Source organism: Kaistella sp. CFF1-2 (assembly GCF_059509915.1).
The window spans coordinates 45,245-62,619 of record NZ_JCAKLF010000001.1 but is presented as its reverse complement, the minus strand read 5'-3'; the positions used below and the strand labels follow the sequence as shown (position 1 = coordinate 62,619).

The window sequence follows — 17,375 nt, the reverse complement described above, 5'->3', positions numbered from 1 at the left end:
CTTTTCTGTTTTAGATACTAGAACCGAGACGCTAGATTCTAGATTTTTAACTTTTTCTTGATTCTTGTTTCTTGGTTCTAGAATCTTTATTACTCGTATTTCAAATATTTCACAAGATTTACTTTGGTTGCTTGATAGGCTTTGATACTGACTACAACAAAGGTCAAAATCAGTAATAAAATCAAACTCACAACGTACGGAAACCACGGCATATCGATTCGGAAAGCGAAGTCTTTTAGCCATTCATTCATAAAGAAATACGAAATCGGAACGCTTATTAAAACCGCCACCAACGTGATGACTAAAAACTGTTTCGTTAAAACCATTATCAACTGAGAGTCGCTCGCACCAAGGGTTTTTCGGATGACAACAGTTTTTAATTTCTGTTCAATCATTAGTGATGACAACGCGAATAATCCCAACAAAGCAACCGTTAAAACCATGATATTTAAAACTGAAAATAAGGTTTGCTGCTTTTTATATTTATCAAAAGTTTTTGCAAAAGTTTTATTGATAAACTCACCTTGCAACGGATAGCCAGCTTCAACTTCGGTTTCCCAATATTTTTTGATTCTTGCTAAATTTTCCTCCATATTTTCTGGCGCAAGTTTAATCTGAAGATTCATTAACGCATTTTTTGTCCAAAATCGATCGTAATTGAAAAACATCACTGGAGTTACTTCTCGCTGCACATCTCCAAAATTGAAATCTTTCACCACACCGATAATTTCCAAATCTTTCGCTTTGGCGTCGGTTCCGCTGCTCATTTGTTTTCCAACCGCTTCCTGATTAGTCCAACCAATGTCTTTCACAAAAGCTTCGTTAACGATAATTCCACGAGTCGTATCGCTTGTTAATTTTGGATTAAAATCTCGTCCAGCCGCAAATTTTATTTTGTAGAATTTTATAAAGTTTAAATCAATAGCGCCAACGCCAGCATCCACATATTTGGTGGAATCTCGCTTGTATTTAATAGCTGTTGATCCTTGCACGCCATTACCAATAGTTTGGAAAGAACCCGTAACATCGATTACTCCAGGAAAATGCTTGATTTTTTCTTTATACAAATTGTATTTTCGATAGTTAAAATCATTCGCCCAAGAATCTTTCATAAAATCCAATTGATACACTTGTTCACCATTAAATCCTAAATCTTTTTCCATCATGTGATTCACCTGTTTGTTGATGACCAATGAAGAAATAATGAAAAATGAGGAAATGATAATTTGTATCGTCAATACTGAATTTCGTAGCCAAATACCGTGTTTGCTTCTTGAAAAATTCCCTTTTAAAGTTTCTTTTGGTTTAAAATTGGACAAATAAACCGACGGAATAATCCCCGAAACAAATGCGAATACTACGACAATTAGAAACGTGTACAAATACAAAATCGGACTTCCTATTTTGATGGTTTTTCCCAAAAACTTTCCGTAGAATGGCAGTAAATATTCCAATAAAACGATGGAAATGATGAACGCCAAAAAGTACAGTATAAAAGTCTCGACAAGGAATTGGAAAACCAAGGATTTTTTTGAACCGCCTAACGATTTTCTAACGCCAACTTCTTTCGCTCTTTGTGATGCTTGAGCGGTATTCAAGTTAATGAAATTAATTCCTGAAAGAAGTAAAATCAATCCAGCCAAGGATAACAATATAACAATTGATTTTTTGTCAACACCTTGTAAACCGCCAGTTTTTGACTCCAAGCGCATTTCTTTTACATTCACCAACCGAATCTGAATCGGTTGCTGCAACAAGGGCCAACCTTCTTTTTTTAGCGCAATATTCAGTTCTTTATTTTGTAGTGCCGATAATTTATTTTCTAATTCTGCAATGTTGGTGTTTGGTTTCAATCGATAAAACCCGAAAAAACCGTGATTGCTCCAATTGTTTTTATCATACTTAATCCCTTCATGACGCATCGCATAACCTGGTCTGAAAATGGTATTTTCCGACTCCGACGGCAATTTATAAATCGCTTGCACGACTACTTTTTTACCTGTATCATCTTTGGTAATTGTTTTTCCGATGCTTTGTTTGTAATCTTCTCCAAACAATTGCTTTGCAACATCTTCGGACAACGCAATCGAGTTTTCATCCACAAAAAGATTATCATAACTTCCAGCAACTAACGGAAACGGTAAAACTTTGAAAAAGTCTTCCGAAACATCCGCGTAAGAAGCGTAACTGGAGTGTCCATCCGCAAGCAACCTCGATTTACTAGAGTCCCAATAATTGATGACGGAAAAATTCTGAATTTCTGGAAACAACTTTTTAGACGTATCTAAAAACGGATAACTGCTAACCGAATTGTAGTTTTTTGGACCTAAAATCCTTTCAATATAAAAAACATTATCGCCTTCTGGAATCCACTTTTCATAAGATTTTTCGTCTTGCCAATTCAGAAAAACCAACAAGAAAGCCGATAATCCCAAGGACAAACCCAAAAGATTAATGCAGGTCGAAAGCCAATTCTTTCTATAATTGATAAATGCTATTTTAAGCCAATTTTTAAACATAACTTTTTTAGATATTAGAACCGAGATTCTAGATTCTAGATTTTTTCTAGAACTTGATTCTTGATTTTTGATTCTTGGTTCTTGATTTTCCGTCCTAGCCTTCTATTACTGCAGATTTTTCAAAAACATCTTTTCGTTGCGTTGCGTGTTCTTCGCTGAAAATTTCGCCATCTTTCATGTTCACAATTCGTGAAGCAAAACCAGCGTCGTACGACGAATGCGTTACCATCACAATCGTTGATCCTTCTCTGTGAAGCTCTGCCAAAAGGTTCATTACTTCGTTACCGTTGGATGAATCCAAATTTCCTGTTGGTTCATCGGCAAGAATTAATTTTGGTTTCGTTACCAAAGCTCTTGCCACGGCTGCTCTTTGTTGTTGACCACCCGAAAGTTGTTGTGGATAATGCTTCGCACGATGACTTATGTTGATTTTCTCCATGATCTCTTCTACTCTTTTCTTACGATCTGCAGAAGAAACACCGTTGTAGATTAAAGGAAGTTCGATGTTTTCGTACACCGTTAATTCATCAATCAAGTTGAAGTTTTGGAAGATGAATCCAATATTCTTCTTACGAAGTTGCGCTCTTCCACGCTCGTTGGTTCCCACAATTTCGTGCTCTAAAAACTTGTACGAACCTTGTGAAGCGTCGTCCAAAAGTCCAAGGATATTTAACAATGTTGATTTTCCACAACCTGAAGGTCCCATAATAGCTACAAATTCGCCTTCTACGATTTTCAAATCGACTTTGTTAAGCGCTGTAGTTTGTACTTCCTCCGTCTTGTATATTTTCGATAATTGAGTTGTTGTGATCATATTTTTATTTTTTTGTTGTTTTATATTTTTGTATTTTGTTTGTTTCTTGTTTCAGGTTTTTTTTCATTTAATTACCGTCGTCACTTCGAGTAAAAATTTTAAAAATTTTGTATCGAGAAGTTTCGTCATTTCTAATAAATAAAAGTTCTCGATACGATTTCTGCGAAATCTACTCGAACTGACGACTTCTTAAAATTCATAATTGATAATTAGAAATTATTTCGTTTTAAACTTTATCACATAATCTTGCAACGGATAACCGTCTATAGATTCGAACTTTTTACCAACAAGGATAAATTCATATTCGGTGTTGGGTTTCATTCCTAATTCAATTTTTAATGCGTTATTATTGTCAATGTAAACAGGTCTATTTTTTATCGGAACGCCTTCTCGTCCCAAACTTCCGATATTGATCGACATTTGATTTCCGATTAAGGTTTTGTCGAAATAAATAATCATTTCTTTTAAATTCGGGTCCACATCATTTTTACCATTAATAACGGGCGAAACGGATTTCACTTTTGGAAGTTTTACTTCATAATTGCTGACCATTTTGTTGACATTCATCGCAACCAATTGAAAAAACGCAACGATGTTTGGGTAAAAAGATTCCAAACTTGGATATTCCTTTCTGTTGGCTTGATATTGCTCTAGAAGTTCGACCAATTCAGGCGTCCAAACAAATCTACGTTTCAACTGTTCTTTCATTTCGGCTTTAATTTCCTTTTCCGAAAAATGATTTTCCTTCATATAAACAATCACCGCAGCACGTACAATCGATTCGTTAATAAGCGTTTTCCAGTCTCCATAAGCTTGGTCTTTCATCGGCTTTCGAACCGCTTCCAAAATCTGATTTCCGGGCTTCTCCAATTTCCTTTGATACTGTGGATTTTCCAACAAATAATTAACAAAAGAATGGTTGAATTCATGGATCAAAGTTGGTGCGTAACTACTTGTATAAGTCAAAGTTCTTCCATCAAAATTTCCACCGCTTACAATCGCATAGACTTGATCTTTTTCGTTATCTTGGCTCACTCGTGGACCGTAATTTCCGCCGCCATTTCCGTAACCAATCACCACTTTAAAATCTTCATTAGGCTGTTTTCCGTAAAATTTCGGATACCATTCCTGATTTAATTTTACCAAAACCGAATCACTAAAAGCTTTCCCAGCTTGTTGATAATCCGCCTGATGATCTTTATAAAACTGATTAAACTTCGATGCTTTGTAAAACTGGTTCAAATCTTTTAAAAATGCAGGCAACTTCTCTGTTTTCCAACGTTTGTCGAGACTTTTTCTTTTGGGATCAAGTAAACTTAAAGTTCCGTTTTTGATTTTTAAATTTACCGCCATCGACATTACCGCATCATAACCCAAACCATCTTCGTTACGCTCTTTTTTAAGCTTCGTAAAAAACTCAGAATTCTTAAAAGACCCAAAGTGTTTTTCGATATCTTCCGCATACAACGCATTGTTCTTATCGCTGTATTCATCGGCTTCTATCAGCCTAAAAATCGAACTCAACAACTCCACACGTTCATCCACATAAGGTACAATTTTACTTTGCGCTTGTCCCAAATTTCCAAGAGCGATCAAGCTAAAAGCGGCATATAGTTTTGTAATTTTCATTTACTTTTTAAGGTCTAAAATTTCATATTTTTTGTAATCGCTGTAATCGGAAACAATGACTTTCTCTCCTTTCTTCAAGCCCGACGTCACTTCGTAATACATCGGATTTTCACGTCCTAAACTGATAGTTCGTTTCTCTGCTTTACTTCCATTGACCACAAAAATCCATTTTCCGTTGGTGTCTTTGTAGAAACTTCCTTTCGGAATCATCACACTTTGCGTGTCTGCTGACAATTTCAATTTCACACCGAAAGTCATCCCGATTTTTAAATTTTTAGGTTTTTCATCATCCGAGAAATTCAACTCAACAGAAAACTGTCCGTCTTTAACTTCTGGGAGGACTTTTGTGACAATTACATTGTAATTTTTTCCGTTGTTATCCAAAGTTCCTTTAATCCCGATTTGCAATTTGTTGATGTAATATTCATCCACTTTTGCAATGAGTTTGTAGCCGTCCATCAAATCGATTTTCCCGATACTTTCACCCGACGTTAGATTCTGTCCCAAAGATAAAATGAAAGACGACAATCTCCCAGAAACAGGCGCCATAATGAGAAAATTATTCTTATTGGACTTCAAAACCAATAGGCTTTTTTCCATTTGATTGATCGATGTATTGATCGCCGAAATTTGTTGATTTCGAGAACGATTTTCATTCACGATGCCTTGTTCTGTAATCTGCTTACGTTTGGTTTGATAATTCAAATTTTGTTGAGCCAATTCAAATTCCGATTTTTTCCCGATTTCAGCATCATACAAACGTTTTTGAAGATTAAAAGCTTGTTGCGCTGTATTGTAATCGTTTTGACTTTGCAATAATTCTTTATTTTGATTGAATTCCTGATTTTTTAATTCCAAAAGTGAACTTCGCATTTGACTAATTTGCTGCATAATTCCCGTTTCCTGATTCAGATAATTGAATTCCGTATTCGGGTTGTACACACGCGCCAAAGGTTGTCCTTTCGTCACCATTTGTCCATCTTCCGTATAAATTTCCTTCACCATTCCGCCTTCCAAAACATTCACCAAAGATGAGTTTAGAGATTGCGTTTGTGCGGTAATCATGAGCATATCTTCGAACTTCCCTTCCGTTACATCCCCAAATTGAAGGTCTTCCGTTTTTACATTATAGGTTTTCTTCTGCTGCAAAAAATAGGTCGCAAAAGCCCCCATTCCGATTACCGCCAAAAATGCAATAAGTATAATTTTGATTTTTGATTGTTTTTTTTCTACTTTCGTATCCATGATATCAAATTGATTCACAGTTTATTACACGAAGATAATGCCATAAAATTTATAATCTTGTAAAACACTGATAATGAGAATCCCATTGAAAAGATGCACTTTTAAAACTGTTCGAAAATGAACACTTGTTGTCCGAAAACGAACATTCAAAAACGTAGAAAGAAGCTATGAGAAAAAAAGAAGCCGGAATTTTGATTGTTGATGATGACGAAGATATTTTGTTTTCGGCTCGCGTGTGGCTTAAAAAATTCTTCACCAATGTGATCGGAATTAGTGCTCCGCAAAAGATTTTATCAACATTAAATGAAAACGAAATCGACGCGATTTTGCTCGACATGAATTTCCGTCGTGGTTTCGAAGATGGCAAAGAAGGTTTGTATTGGCTTTCCGAAATCAAAGAGGTGAATCCCAATATTCCTGTGATTTTGATGACGGCTTATGGCGAAGTAGAATTAGCTGTGGAAGCCCTAAAAAAAGGCGCTACCGATTTTATTCTGAAACCGTGGAACAACGAAAAACTCTACGCTTCCGTAAATCTTGCGGTTGATATTTCTCGAAAAAATAAGAAATTATCGCAATGGGAAAACTTGCAAGAAAGTTCGCAGAATTATCGTTTGGAAAGTCAATCGCCTCCAATGATTTCGGTGATGAACACCTTACAAAAAGTAGCAAAAACTGACGCTAACGTTCTACTTTTGGGCGAAAACGGAACCGGAAAATATGTAATGGCGGATTATATTCATCAGCATTCGCAAAGGAAAAACGAACCTTTTGTACATATTGATCTGGGTTCTATTTCTGAAAATTTGTTCGAAGCCGAATTGTTTGGTTACGCCAAAGGTGCTTTCACAGATGCAAAAACTGACAAAGCAGGAAAGATTGAAAATGCCGATGGCGGAACGGTTTTCTTAGACGAAATCGGAAATTTATCTTTGCCTCTGCAACAAAAATTGTTGACTTTAATTCAAACTAAAAAACTTTCGAGAATTGGCGAAACCAAAGAACGTTTTCCAAATGTTCGCTTCTTGTTTGCAACCAACGCCGAATTAAGAAAACTGGTTGCTGAAGGGAAGTTCAGAGAAGATTTATATTTTAGAATTAATACAGTGGAAGTTAATCTGCCACCACTTCGCAATCGAAAAGAAGATATTCCCGCTTTGACCAAATTTTTCTTGACTAAATTTGAAAAGAAATATAGCAAAGAAAATCTGGAAATCGATAATATGGAAGAGCTCGTCAATTACGGATTTCCGGGGAATATTCGCGAATTAGAACACAGCATTGAACGTGAAATTATTTTGTCGGATTCTTCGAAAATTCAACTTAAATTTGATTCTTCAAAACCAGAAAACGAAACGGTATCGTCTTTAAATTTGGAAGAAATGGAAGAAAAACTCATCAAAAATGCGCTTAAAAAATACCAAGGCAATATTTCGGCAGCGGCTGATGCTTTGGGACTTTCGCGTGCTGCTTTGTACCGTCGAATGGAAAAATTTGGCTTATAATGATGTTTAAAAATTTCAATTTTCTGTGGCTGATTTTTAGTGTTCTGAGTTTGGTCGCGTGCTTCGCTGCTTTTGATGCTTATTTTCATCAAAAATATTTCACATCTGTTATCTTTTTTGCAGTTGCTATTGCCTTGCAAATCGCTTGTTGGATGAAGTTTTCGACTCAAATGAATGACACCGAAAAAATCATTAGTTCTATCAGAAATAAAGATTTTTCACTTTTCCCTGAAATGGATGCGAAAAATGACTTAAAAGCCAACGTGGTTAAGTTGTATTATCAGGCCAAAGAAGAGCACAAAGACCTTTATTCCTATAAAAATCTGTACGAATCGATTCTAAATAAAATGGAAATCGGCTTTTTGATTTTGAATAAAAATCAGCAAGAAGAAAATTGGAAAGTATTCTATTCCAATCCCAGTTTTTCGAATATTTTGAAAGTCCCAAAATATAATGAATGGAGTTTTTACAAAGACAAATCGCCCGATTTTTTTCAATTAATTGAAAGCTCTGAATTTCAGGATTCGCAAGAGTTTATCGATATTTCCATTCAAGAAAGTACGGCGCAATCCTACTCGATTCGTACGTCTCGAATTACAACTTACGGAAATGAATTTTGTATTATTTCTTTGGAATCCATCCAACGAATTATCGACAAAAAGGAAAAACAAGCGTGGAATAATTTGATGAAAGTGATTTCGCATGAGCTTCTCAACACGCTAACGCCCGTGAATAGCCTGATTTATAATTTAGAATATTTGACGGCGCAAGAAGAATTAACGCAAGAAGATCAGGAAGAAATTAAAGATTCGTTGAAAATTATCAATTCTAAATCGCAGCAATTGCTCCATTTCATTGATAGTTATCGACAAATTGCAGAACTTCCGAAACCTAAAAAAGAGAAAATCAATCTTAAAACTACGATTGAAAAAGCCACAAAAATTTTTGAAACGGAGTTTAAAACAAACAACATTCAGTTGGAAATTTCAGCGCAAGATTATTTCATTCAAGCCGATGAAAGCATGATTGAACGCGTTTTGGTGAATCTTTTAACCAACGCCCAATTGGCTTTACAAAAGCAAGATTCAAAGAAAATAAACATTCAAATCTCGGAAGTCAATAATCGGATTTTACTTTCTGTGGAAGACAACGGCTCGGGAATTGATCCGCAAATTGAATCCAAAATATTTCTACCTTTTTTCACCACGCGTCAAAACGGTTCTGGAATTGGTTTAACGCTTTCCAAAGGCATTATGGAAGCGCACAATGGTTATCTTATCTATCGACGATTGGAAAAAGGTTCCGCGTTTGAAATGTGGTTTGTGTAATTAAAATTATCTCGGTTTATACCTATGAAAAACCAATCAAAAATCCATTTGTTTCTATTATTCTTCCTTTGGATTCAAATCTGTTTTGGGCAAGATTCAAACATAAAAAAATTAGATTCAATCTTGATTTCAACAAAACCTATTCTATTTACTGGATCCGTTTTGGTGAAAAATAACGACAAAATATTGTATCAAAATACACAAGGTTTTTCAGACTCAACAAAGACCAAAAAGATTACAACTTTGGATGCCTTTAAAATCATGTCCAATTCTAAACAATTTACCGCAGTTTTGATACTAAAGGCACAAGAACAAGGGAAACTAAAGGTTTCGGACGCAATTGATCTGTATTTAAAAGATTTGAAATTGGATTGGAAAAACCAGGTGACAATCCATCAATTATTGAATCATACCCATGGAATAAAAAGCGTAGATGACGCCTTACTTTTTACGCCTGGAAGTCAGTTTAAATATGGAAATCTTTCGTATGCCTTGCTGGGAAAAATTCTTGAAAATGTTTACAAAAAATCCTATTTGGAATTGGTGAATCAACTTTTTAAAGAGGTAGGAATGACAAAAAGCTATTGTTTTTCTGAAAATGAACCGAATAAGGCAATTACAGGATTTATGAATTTAGAAAACCAATTAAATCTTGTTATAAAATCATTTTTAACAAACGATATTCGTTCTGCAGCTGGAATTATTTCTACACCCGAAGATTTGAATAAATGGAATCAAGCTTTGTTTACAGGGAAAATTCTAAAGTCGGAATCTTTGAAAATGTTACTTGCTCCATCTACAAAATCCCAACATCAAGTTTTTGGAACGGAAGAAATGGGGTTCGGATATTCGGTGCGATTAATTCAGGAAAAAGGCTATCATTATTACGCTATCACGGGACTATGTGACGGGTTCACATTACTTAATTGTTATTTTCCAAAATCAAAAACAAGTTTGATTGTTATGGAAAATCAAATGCCTGAAGAAAGTGAATTTTGGAGCTATAACGAAGCAGCCATCAAAAACATAGTGCTGGAGAGCGATTGGGTGAAAAAAGATCGAAAAAATTAATTATTCATTCGGAAAGCGATCGCCAACCAAACCGAGTTCAATTTGATACTCCAAAAAAGCTTTTAGATTAGCTAAAACTAAAGTAAATCCCTCCGTGCTATCACGCACTTCGGTAATCAATTTTTCAGGATCTTCATTAGAAACCGTATTTGAAATAGACACAAAAGTTCCCTCCTTCATGGGTTTGAAAGTCCACTCTACCAACGAAGGGTTATCGTAATTTCCCCAATCAATTTTGATGGATTTATTTGGAATAACTTCCAAAACATTCACATCAACAGAATGGTTGTACGTTTCCCAAGTCCACACCACTTTCTCTCCTTGGACAAGTGGCCCAGAGCTTTTTGTAAACCAAATTTTAGTTGTTACTTCCGGATTGATAAATGCATTAAAAACTTCAACAATGTCTTTTCTAATCAGCATTTCTGCTTTTGCAAAATTGGTACTCATATCAAAATTTGGTTTGGATATTAAACTCCAAATTGAGTTAAATGATGATCTAAATGTTTATAAAATAAGGTATTCCATTCTGCGCTAGACATTTTTCCAAAAGAGAAATTATCCTTTCCATCAAACGTAGAACTTCCTAATTTTTGGGTCTTCTGAATGTTCTCAATCAGCATTGATTTTTCCTTTTCAAAATCCTTTTGTCCCGTCATGACAAACTCTGGCGCGGTTGGACTGCTTTTTTTATAAGGTTTCTGACTGACCACAAAACCTTTGAGAAATGTTTTCAACAAAAACTTTTTGAAGGCGCTTGGCCTTTTAAATTGTTCCGGTTGATACGTGTATTTATACATCACATTGCAATGCGCCAACATTTGATCAACACTCATTTTTCCCCAAACTGGATTGTCCGTGGGTTTTAGTTGATTAATTCTGGCAATCACTTCTTTAGAAACGTTTTCAGAAAAAAGATCTTTTATCATATTAGTATGTTCTTTCGTATTTTTTTGACAAATAAGCAACCGATTCATTCATCAGATTTTTCAAAACATCCAAATTAAGATCCGATAGTTTTTTCACATAGATACACGCTTTCCCCATTTTGAATTTTCCTAAATCTTTCAAATAAGGTTCGTGCTCTTCAAGACCTGTAAAAACATACAATGAAAACTCTGCTTTTCGAGGTGAAAATCCTAATAATGGAGCGTCGCCCTCATGTCCACTTGCATATTTATAATGGTAATTTCCGAATCCAACAATCGTTGGGCCATACATTTTTGCTTCGACTCCAGTGACTTCTTGCATCATTTTCATCAATGCAAAACTGTCTTCAATTTTCTGTTCAGAATTGGCATACGAACGAATAAATTCGTCAACATTCGCTTCCGTGGTCGTTGTTTTATTTTTAGCCATATTGGTGTTTTTCGTCTTTATTTGTATTTATCATTCAACCCTTTTCCATCCAAAATCATCGGAACAATTTTTTCCAAACGCTTGAGTTTCGTTGCTTCTTGTTTCGCTTCATTCAAATACAGAATGTATTCCTTTTGCTTTCCTGGAGTTAGTTTTTCAAAAGCTGCTTTTAAATCAGAATTTTCGTTCAATACATTTTGAAGTAGTTCAGGATTTTCTAATGGTTGAAATTTTTCTGGACTTAATTTTAATCCTTTTTTCGCAATCTCAATGGCCTCATTAACGTAGCTCAAGATTTTCTTTTCATCAATTTCATCCATTGAAGTCATTCTCCATTGACGGAGAGACTTGGTTTTTCCTTCTTGCGCATTCACCAAAACGGAATCTGGATCGCTCAAAAAAACGCCGTTGTAAAACCAAATCGTGAAATAATTCTTGAAACCACCATAACTAACCACATTTTTTCCTTTATAGGTGTACACATCAGCTCCCCATTTTACTGCAACATCCAAATTCGTTTTGTTGAGAATTGCAGCAAGACGATCCAATTCGTTGTTCCACAAATTATCCTCGTGTTGCATCATTGCAGATGTTTTCTTCTTTTCGGCCATAATCTGAAATTAAATAGATTTATCAAACGATTTTCGCAACCAAGTGTAAACTTCCGCATCCAGTTCGTCTACAGAAGAAATCTTGATTTTGTGCGTACACATGGCATTTGGTTTTTCGGCTTCAAGACGCGCTGTTGCTTCTTCTCCTTTCAACATCAAACCAATTTCAAATCGTGTTTTGGTTGCTGGACCAACAACTGCAAATTGTTTTTTCCGCTTTAGACTTACGTTTGCTTTTTTCGGTGCAATTTCAAAATCTTCACCCCATGAATTAATTTCTTTAATTAATGCATCATAAATTGGCTTAAGATTCTCTTTTCCTTTGTATTGTTCCGCAATTAAATCAACTGAATCGGGTATAGAAGAGGCATCCGACTCGTTCGCTCGATGCGCCACCATATTTGCAAAACCATGAGTAAACCAATGAGTTTCCTTTAAAAACTTCACAATTTGACCATGTTTAGCCAAATTTTCACTTTTCACAATTGCAATCCACTCTTCCAAAGATTTCCCTGTATTCTTTTGAAGATTTTCAATCATGGTTTGTAAGGCTTTATCTACATCCATTTTTCGAAAAATTAACGATGTTGATCAATTAAAATAACATTTCCATCCGGATCCGTAATCGTAATATGAGCGGGACCTTGTGTAGATTCGTCTGCCTTTACAGAAAGCTCAATTCCAGCTTCAACCAAACGTTTTTGAATGTCTCGAACATCATCAAAAGGATCTACATTTTTAGCATTCTGATCCCAACCTGGATTAAACGTAAGCATATTCCCTTGGAACATTCCTTGAAACAAACCGATAATCGTATCGCCGTTTTTTAAGATCAACCAATTCTGATTGATATCTCCACCCAAAGTTGTGAAACCTAGTTTTTCATAAAATTCTTTCGAAACGTGAATATCCTTCACCGCAAGACTCACAGAAAAAGCACCTAATTTTATTGAATCCATTATATATTTTGTATTTATTACTTAAGCTTGTAGTATAGTTGAAGTATACTTTAGGAACTCATTAAGTTTAGAAATATCTAAATCTAAAATGCTTTTAAAACTAATACTACTCTTTCCAATTTTAACTTTTCCAAGATCGTTTCCATAAATCTCGGAAACATATTTTCCGTTTTCAACCGCATTCACATACAAACTAATATAGTTTTTCTGCAAAGCCAATCCGATGAGAAACCATTCTACCTTCTTCTTTGCGGAATTGGTGTACGACCATGTTCCATATCCAATTATATTTTGTTCACTTCCACCCCAAAATTTACCTGTCCAAAGGATTTTTTCGTGATTCGGAAAATGTTTTGAAATCATCTCATCCAAAACCTGAAACTCCGATCTAAAAGGTTCATCCAAATTCGTGATAAACAGATTTGGGGCTTGATTTGATTTCTCCATATTCGAATTTAAAATTTCTCTCTAAATTCTACAATAGTTTTTTTTAAAAAATTCCAATTAATTTTCAGCAAGTAAGTCGTCAATTTGCTTATAAAACGAAGCTTTTCCATAATCTGCGAAACCGGTATGTTGCATTCGGATTTGTCCTTTTTTATCTAAAACCAAAGTCGTAGGAAGTGCGCCAGAAAATAAGGTCTCTGAAATTGCACCTTGCGGAACGTGAAATGGTAAACTGAAATGCTCCTTTAGAAAATAATCTTTTCCAAGTTTCTGATTTTCATCCAGATTAACCAATAGAAACACGATGTTTGGATTGTCTTTGTAATCTTTATAAAACTTCTGAATAGAAGGAAATTCGGCACGACAAGGCGGACACCACGATGCCCAGAAATTGATAAAAACAACTTTTCCTCGAAGTTGTTCCAGGTTTATAGATTCACCTTTTTCATTAAGTACCGTCATTTGAGATGCATTGGTCATTTTTTTCGCATCAGTTTCGGTTGATTTTTCTTGAATTTTTGAATTAAAAAGTCCAGTTGAAGCCACTTGACGAATAAACCAAGCTTTGGCATCGGGACTAAAAATAAACATCGCAATAAAAACAAATGCGATTACATTTTGCCAATTTTTCTTAAGCCACATTGTTACTTTCTCCATAAATAGAAATCTTTTTTGAATTAGATTAGTCTCAAAGATACTATAAAAAAAGAGTTGCTTCAACTAGGTTGAAACAACTCCCAAAATGAAAAAAAAATAAAATAACAATGAAACTAACTTTCTTTTTTTATCCTTTTTAGATATCGCTTGTCTTTGCGATACACATAATAAAATACTGCTGGTAAAACGGTGAAGGATAACACCAAACAAATCAACAATCCACCGACAATCATAATTGCTAATGGTTTTTGAATTTCGGATCCCATTCCCGTAGATAAAGCGGCTGGCAAAAGTCCCATAGAGCCCATTAATGCAATCATGACGATGGATCGAATTCTACTTTTAACCCCTAAATCAAGCGCTTCTTTTAGAGAATGTTGATGTAAATTTTCTTTCATCACCGCGATCAAAATAATCCCGTTAATTGTATTCACCCCAAACAAAATAATGAGTCCAATTCCCGCTGAAATTCCGAAAATCGTGTTGGTTATCCAAAGTGAAATAAATCCACCAATAAAGGCAAAAGGAATGGTTATCGCTGCAATTGCGGTGTCTTTTACGTTTCCGAAATTGCTGTACAACAAGATTAAAATTAAGACTAAAGAAATGGGCACCACCATCATTAATTGCTTTGAAGCACGCTCCTTGCTCTCAAACTCCCCTGCCCATTCCATATAGTTTTCTTTTGGAAGTTTTACTTCCTTGGCGACCACTTTTTTCGCTTCTTCTATTGTACTTCCTAAATCTCGACCTTCGATACTGAAACCAACCCCAATGTAGCGGCTATTTCCTTCACGATAAATAAACGCGGGTCCCGTTTGATAGCCAATTGAAGCGATTTCTTGAAGTGGTACATTTTGTCCGTTACTTGTTGGAATTAAGATTGTTCCAATTTTTTCTGGAGAATCTCGATATTCCTCTTTGAAACGCAGAATAACATCAAATTGACGATCGGATTCGTAAAATTTGGTTGCGGCTTGTCCACCAATTGTCATTTCGATTACCGCCTGAACATCGGCTGTACTAATACCATATCGAGCCATTTTGGTATCATGTAACATGATTCTAAGTTCTGGCAAACCAATATTTTTATACACATTGATATCCGTAATTCCATTCACTTTTTCAATGGAAGTCGCGACTTTTGATGCATATTTTTCTAAGTCGTACAAATCGTCTCCAAAAATCTTGATTACAAGCGAACTTTTTACCCCAGCCACATATTCCTCCACATTATCTTGAATCGGTTGGGAGAATCCAAATGTAATTCCCGGATAGTGATTCAGTTTTTGACGCATTTCTTGGATAATTTCGTCTTTCGAAATCTTCCGTTTCCAATCACTTTCATCTTTTAGCTGAATGTTGAATTCGATATTAAAAAATCCCGTAGGATCGGTTCCATCGTTTGGACGACCCGTTTGTGTTAATATGAAATCAATTTCGTCACAATCTTTCTGCAACAAAACTTTCATTTCCTTTGTTAACCTCGCAGATTCCTTTAAATTGACGCTATTTGGTAAGGTTGCACGAACATAAATTGCGCCTTCATTCAGCTGGGGAAGAAATTCAGAACCGTAATGCATGAATTTAACGGCACAAATAGTCAAAATTCCTAAAAACCCGATTATTGTTGTTTTTCTGTATCGAAATGAAATCGAATACAGAGCATAAATAGATTTTGAAAAGAAGCGAGAAATAAAATTTTCATTTTCTTCAATATTCTTCGTGAAAAGCAATTTACACATCGCCGGAACGTACGTTAAACTCAAAATTAACGAGCCTAAAAGTGCATAACCAAGCGTAAAAGCTAAAGGTGTAAACATTTTCCCTTCGACTTTTTGGAACGAGAAAATAGGAAGTAATGCAACGATTAGAATAATTAAAGCGAAGAAAATATACGAAGCTACGCTTCCTGCACTTTTCTTGATAACACCCATTTTGCTCATTTTCGCAAAACGTTCTGGACCAACTCGATGTTGCATGCTTGCAAGTGCTACAAATACGGTTTCCACGATAACCAAAGTCCCTTCCAATAAAAGTCCAAAATCTAGTGCTCCCATCGAAATTAAATTCGCTGGCAAGCCTTGAATTTTCAGCATGATAATCGCAAACAAAAACGAAAGCGGAATCACGGAAGCCACAATAAACGTGGATTTCCAGTTGTATAAGAAGATAAATACAATCAACGAAACCAAAAGAATCCCTTCAATAATGTTTTTAGCAACGGTTTTTACGGTATTATCAACTAATTTCGTACGATCGACAACCGTTTCAATTTTCACATTATCAGGAAGCGTTCGCGTATTAAGTTCCTCAATTTTTGCTTTTAAACTTTCAACAACAGCAGATGGATTTTCCCCTCGCAACATCACGACAATTCCTTCCACCAAGTCGTCCGCTTCATTAAATCCAGCTTGACCTAATCTTGGTTTATGTGAAACCACAACTTCAGCAACATTTTTAATTAACACTGGTGTAGAACCGTTCAGTTTAATTGTGATGTTTCCGATATCTTCTATCTTATCCAACAAACCAACGCCACGCACAACATATGCCTGATCTCCTTGCTGAATCATATCTCCACCAACATTAATATTCGATTTGGAAACCGCTTCATATACATCCAAAGGCGAAAGGTCGAAGTTCTTAAGCTCCGTCGGATTAATTTTTATTTCGTAGGTTTTCTCTTCGCCACCAAAGCTCACCACATCAGAAACACCAGGAACCGAAAGCAATTCCCGCTCAATAACCCAATCTTGGATTGCCGTGATTTCCTTCAATGGCAAATCACTTTTTATCACATAGCGAAAAATCTCTCCTGTCGCTCCAGAAGGCGGCTCTATATCCGCGTCAGCACCAGATGGCAAATCAACTCCATTTAGTTTATTTGAGACATATTGTTGCGCGTAAAAATCGGAAACACCATCTTCAAACTGAACCGTCACAACAGACAAACCAAACAAAGAAATAGAGCGAATATTGGTTTTTCTTGGGATGCTATTCATCACTTTTGAGATGGGCAGCGTGACCATTTTTTCCATTTCCTCCGCACTTCTACCTTGCCATTGCGTGATAATTCGTGCTCGAGTATTGGTAACATCAGGAAATGCTTCGATGGGTGTATTTTTCAAAGCATACAAACCGCCGAAAAACAGCGCCATCGTGGCAAAAAGTACGGCCGTTGTGTTACGTAACGAAAAGGTTACTAAAGATTGTACTAACTTTTTCATT

At 35.6% G+C, this 17,375-nt stretch carries 16 protein-coding genes; 3 read left to right on the top strand and 13 right to left on the bottom strand.

Going from position 1 to position 17,375, the window contains the following annotated elements:
* Window positions 1–89 precede the first annotated feature (89 nt).
* From AC5XHR_RS00300 to AC5XHR_RS00285, 4 genes are all read right to left on the bottom strand, one after another.
* Window positions 90–2,519 carry an FtsX-like permease family protein gene (locus AC5XHR_RS00300; protein ID WP_495948769.1) on the bottom strand — a complete coding sequence of 810 codons (2,430 nt, stop codon included), beginning with the start codon at window positions 2,517–2,519 and terminating at the stop codon, window positions 90–92.
* 94 nt (window positions 2,520–2,613) lie between these two features.
* Entirely contained in the window at window positions 2,614–3,333 is a 720-nt protein-coding gene (locus tag AC5XHR_RS00295; RefSeq protein WP_495948768.1) for an ABC transporter ATP-binding protein, read from the bottom strand.
* 216 nt (window positions 3,334–3,549) lie between these two features.
* The gene (locus AC5XHR_RS00290; RefSeq protein WP_495948767.1) at window positions 3,550–4,962 is read right to left on the bottom strand and encodes a DUF4932 domain-containing protein; all 1,413 of its coding nucleotides are present in this window, start codon (window positions 4,960–4,962) and stop codon (window positions 3,550–3,552) included.
* Complete coding sequence (locus AC5XHR_RS00285; protein WP_495948766.1) at window positions 4,963–6,207, bottom strand: efflux RND transporter periplasmic adaptor subunit; 1,245 nt, start codon at window positions 6,205–6,207, stop codon at window positions 4,963–4,965.
* Window positions 6,208–6,374: 167 nt separating this feature from the next.
* Here AC5XHR_RS00285 and AC5XHR_RS00280 point away from each other — a divergent pair, with 167 nt between their 5' ends.
* From AC5XHR_RS00280 to AC5XHR_RS00270, 3 genes are all read left to right on the top strand, one after another.
* The gene (locus tag AC5XHR_RS00280; protein ID WP_495948765.1) at window positions 6,375–7,712 is read left to right on the top strand and encodes a sigma-54-dependent transcriptional regulator; all 1,338 of its coding nucleotides are present in this window, start codon (window positions 6,375–6,377) and stop codon (window positions 7,710–7,712) included.
* Window positions 7,712–9,040, top strand: coding sequence for a sensor histidine kinase (locus AC5XHR_RS00275; protein WP_495948764.1), 1,329 nt, complete (start codon window positions 7,712–7,714; stop codon window positions 9,038–9,040). The genes AC5XHR_RS00280 and AC5XHR_RS00275 overlap by 1 nt, the downstream gene beginning before the upstream one ends.
* Before the next feature lie 123 nt (window positions 9,041–9,163).
* A complete protein-coding gene (locus AC5XHR_RS00270; RefSeq protein ID WP_495948763.1) occupies window positions 9,164–10,111 on the top strand; it encodes a serine hydrolase domain-containing protein in 948 nt (315 codons plus the stop codon).
* Here AC5XHR_RS00270 and AC5XHR_RS00265 read toward each other — a convergent pair whose 3' ends face one another.
* The 9 genes from AC5XHR_RS00265 to AC5XHR_RS00225 all read right to left on the bottom strand — a co-directional run bounded on the left by AC5XHR_RS00265 (window position 10,112) and on the right by AC5XHR_RS00225 (window position 17,374).
* Window positions 10,112–10,561: an SRPBCC family protein gene (locus AC5XHR_RS00265; protein ID WP_495948762.1), complete on the bottom strand. Its 450-nt coding sequence runs from the start codon at window positions 10,559–10,561 to the stop codon at window positions 10,112–10,114. It lies immediately after the preceding gene.
* A gap of 20 nt (window positions 10,562–10,581) precedes the next feature.
* Window positions 10,582–11,040, bottom strand: a complete 459-nt coding sequence (locus tag AC5XHR_RS00260; RefSeq protein ID WP_495948761.1) for a DUF1569 domain-containing protein — start codon at window positions 11,038–11,040, stop codon at window positions 10,582–10,584.
* A 1-nt stretch (window position 11,041) separates the two neighbouring features.
* The gene (locus AC5XHR_RS00255) at window positions 11,042–11,470 is read right to left on the bottom strand and encodes a DUF1801 domain-containing protein (protein WP_495948760.1); all 429 of its coding nucleotides are present in this window, start codon (window positions 11,468–11,470) and stop codon (window positions 11,042–11,044) included.
* 17 nt (window positions 11,471–11,487) lie between these two features.
* The gene (locus AC5XHR_RS00250; protein WP_495948759.1) at window positions 11,488–12,081 is read right to left on the bottom strand and encodes a YdeI/OmpD-associated family protein; all 594 of its coding nucleotides are present in this window, start codon (window positions 12,079–12,081) and stop codon (window positions 11,488–11,490) included.
* Between the two features lie 9 nt (window positions 12,082–12,090).
* Complete coding sequence (locus AC5XHR_RS00245; protein ID WP_495948758.1) at window positions 12,091–12,648, bottom strand: DUF5655 domain-containing protein; 558 nt, start codon at window positions 12,646–12,648, stop codon at window positions 12,091–12,093.
* Window positions 12,649–12,659: 11 nt separating this feature from the next.
* On the bottom strand, window positions 12,660–13,031 hold the full coding sequence (locus tag AC5XHR_RS00240) for a VOC family protein (protein WP_495949700.1): 372 nt from the start codon (window positions 13,029–13,031) through the stop codon (window positions 12,660–12,662).
* 30 nt (window positions 13,032–13,061) lie between these two features.
* Entirely contained in the window at window positions 13,062–13,487 is a 426-nt protein-coding gene (locus tag AC5XHR_RS00235) for a hypothetical protein (RefSeq protein WP_495948757.1), read from the bottom strand.
* A 57-nt stretch (window positions 13,488–13,544) separates the two neighbouring features.
* Window positions 13,545–14,144: a TlpA family protein disulfide reductase gene (locus AC5XHR_RS00230; protein ID WP_495948756.1), complete on the bottom strand. Its 600-nt coding sequence runs from the start codon at window positions 14,142–14,144 to the stop codon at window positions 13,545–13,547.
* A gap of 113 nt (window positions 14,145–14,257) precedes the next feature.
* The gene (locus AC5XHR_RS00225) at window positions 14,258–17,374 is read right to left on the bottom strand and encodes an efflux RND transporter permease subunit (RefSeq protein WP_495948755.1); all 3,117 of its coding nucleotides are present in this window, start codon (window positions 17,372–17,374) and stop codon (window positions 14,258–14,260) included.
* Window position 17,375: the final 1 nt, after the last annotated feature.

Bases quoted from the DNA above. Each gene is read 5' to 3' on its own strand.
- AC5XHR_RS00300 (WP_495948769.1), bottom strand. From the start codon at position 2,519: ATGTTTAAAAATTGGCTTAAAATAGCATTTATCAATTATAGAAAGAAT.
- AC5XHR_RS00295 (WP_495948768.1), bottom strand. From the start codon at position 3,333: ATGATCACAACAACTCAATTATCGAAAATATACAAGACGGAGGAAGTA.
- AC5XHR_RS00290 (WP_495948767.1), bottom strand. From the start codon at position 4,962: ATGAAAATTACAAAACTATATGCCGCTTTTAGCTTGATCGCTCTTGGA.
- AC5XHR_RS00285 (WP_495948766.1), bottom strand. From the start codon at position 6,207: ATGGATACGAAAGTAGAAAAAAAACAATCAAAAATCAAAATTATACTT.
- AC5XHR_RS00280 (WP_495948765.1), top strand. From the start codon at position 6,375: ATGAGAAAAAAAGAAGCCGGAATTTTGATTGTTGATGATGACGAAGAT.
- AC5XHR_RS00275 (WP_495948764.1), top strand. From the start codon at position 7,712: ATGATGTTTAAAAATTTCAATTTTCTGTGGCTGATTTTTAGTGTTCTG.
- AC5XHR_RS00265 (WP_495948762.1), bottom strand. From the start codon at position 10,561: ATGAGTACCAATTTTGCAAAAGCAGAAATGCTGATTAGAAAAGACATT.
- AC5XHR_RS00260 (WP_495948761.1), bottom strand. From the start codon at position 11,040: ATGATAAAAGATCTTTTTTCTGAAAACGTTTCTAAAGAAGTGATTGCC.
- AC5XHR_RS00255 (WP_495948760.1), bottom strand. From the start codon at position 11,470: ATGGCTAAAAATAAAACAACGACCACGGAAGCGAATGTTGACGAATTT.
- AC5XHR_RS00250 (WP_495948759.1), bottom strand. From the start codon at position 12,081: ATGGCCGAAAAGAAGAAAACATCTGCAATGATGCAACACGAGGATAAT.
- AC5XHR_RS00245 (WP_495948758.1), bottom strand. From the start codon at position 12,648: ATGGATGTAGATAAAGCCTTACAAACCATGATTGAAAATCTTCAAAAG.
- AC5XHR_RS00235 (WP_495948757.1), bottom strand. From the start codon at position 13,487: ATGGAGAAATCAAATCAAGCCCCAAATCTGTTTATCACGAATTTGGAT.
- AC5XHR_RS00230 (WP_495948756.1), bottom strand. From the start codon at position 14,144: ATGGAGAAAGTAACAATGTGGCTTAAGAAAAATTGGCAAAATGTAATC.
- AC5XHR_RS00225 (WP_495948755.1), bottom strand. From the start codon at position 17,374: ATGAAAAAGTTAGTACAATCTTTAGTAACCTTTTCGTTACGTAACACA.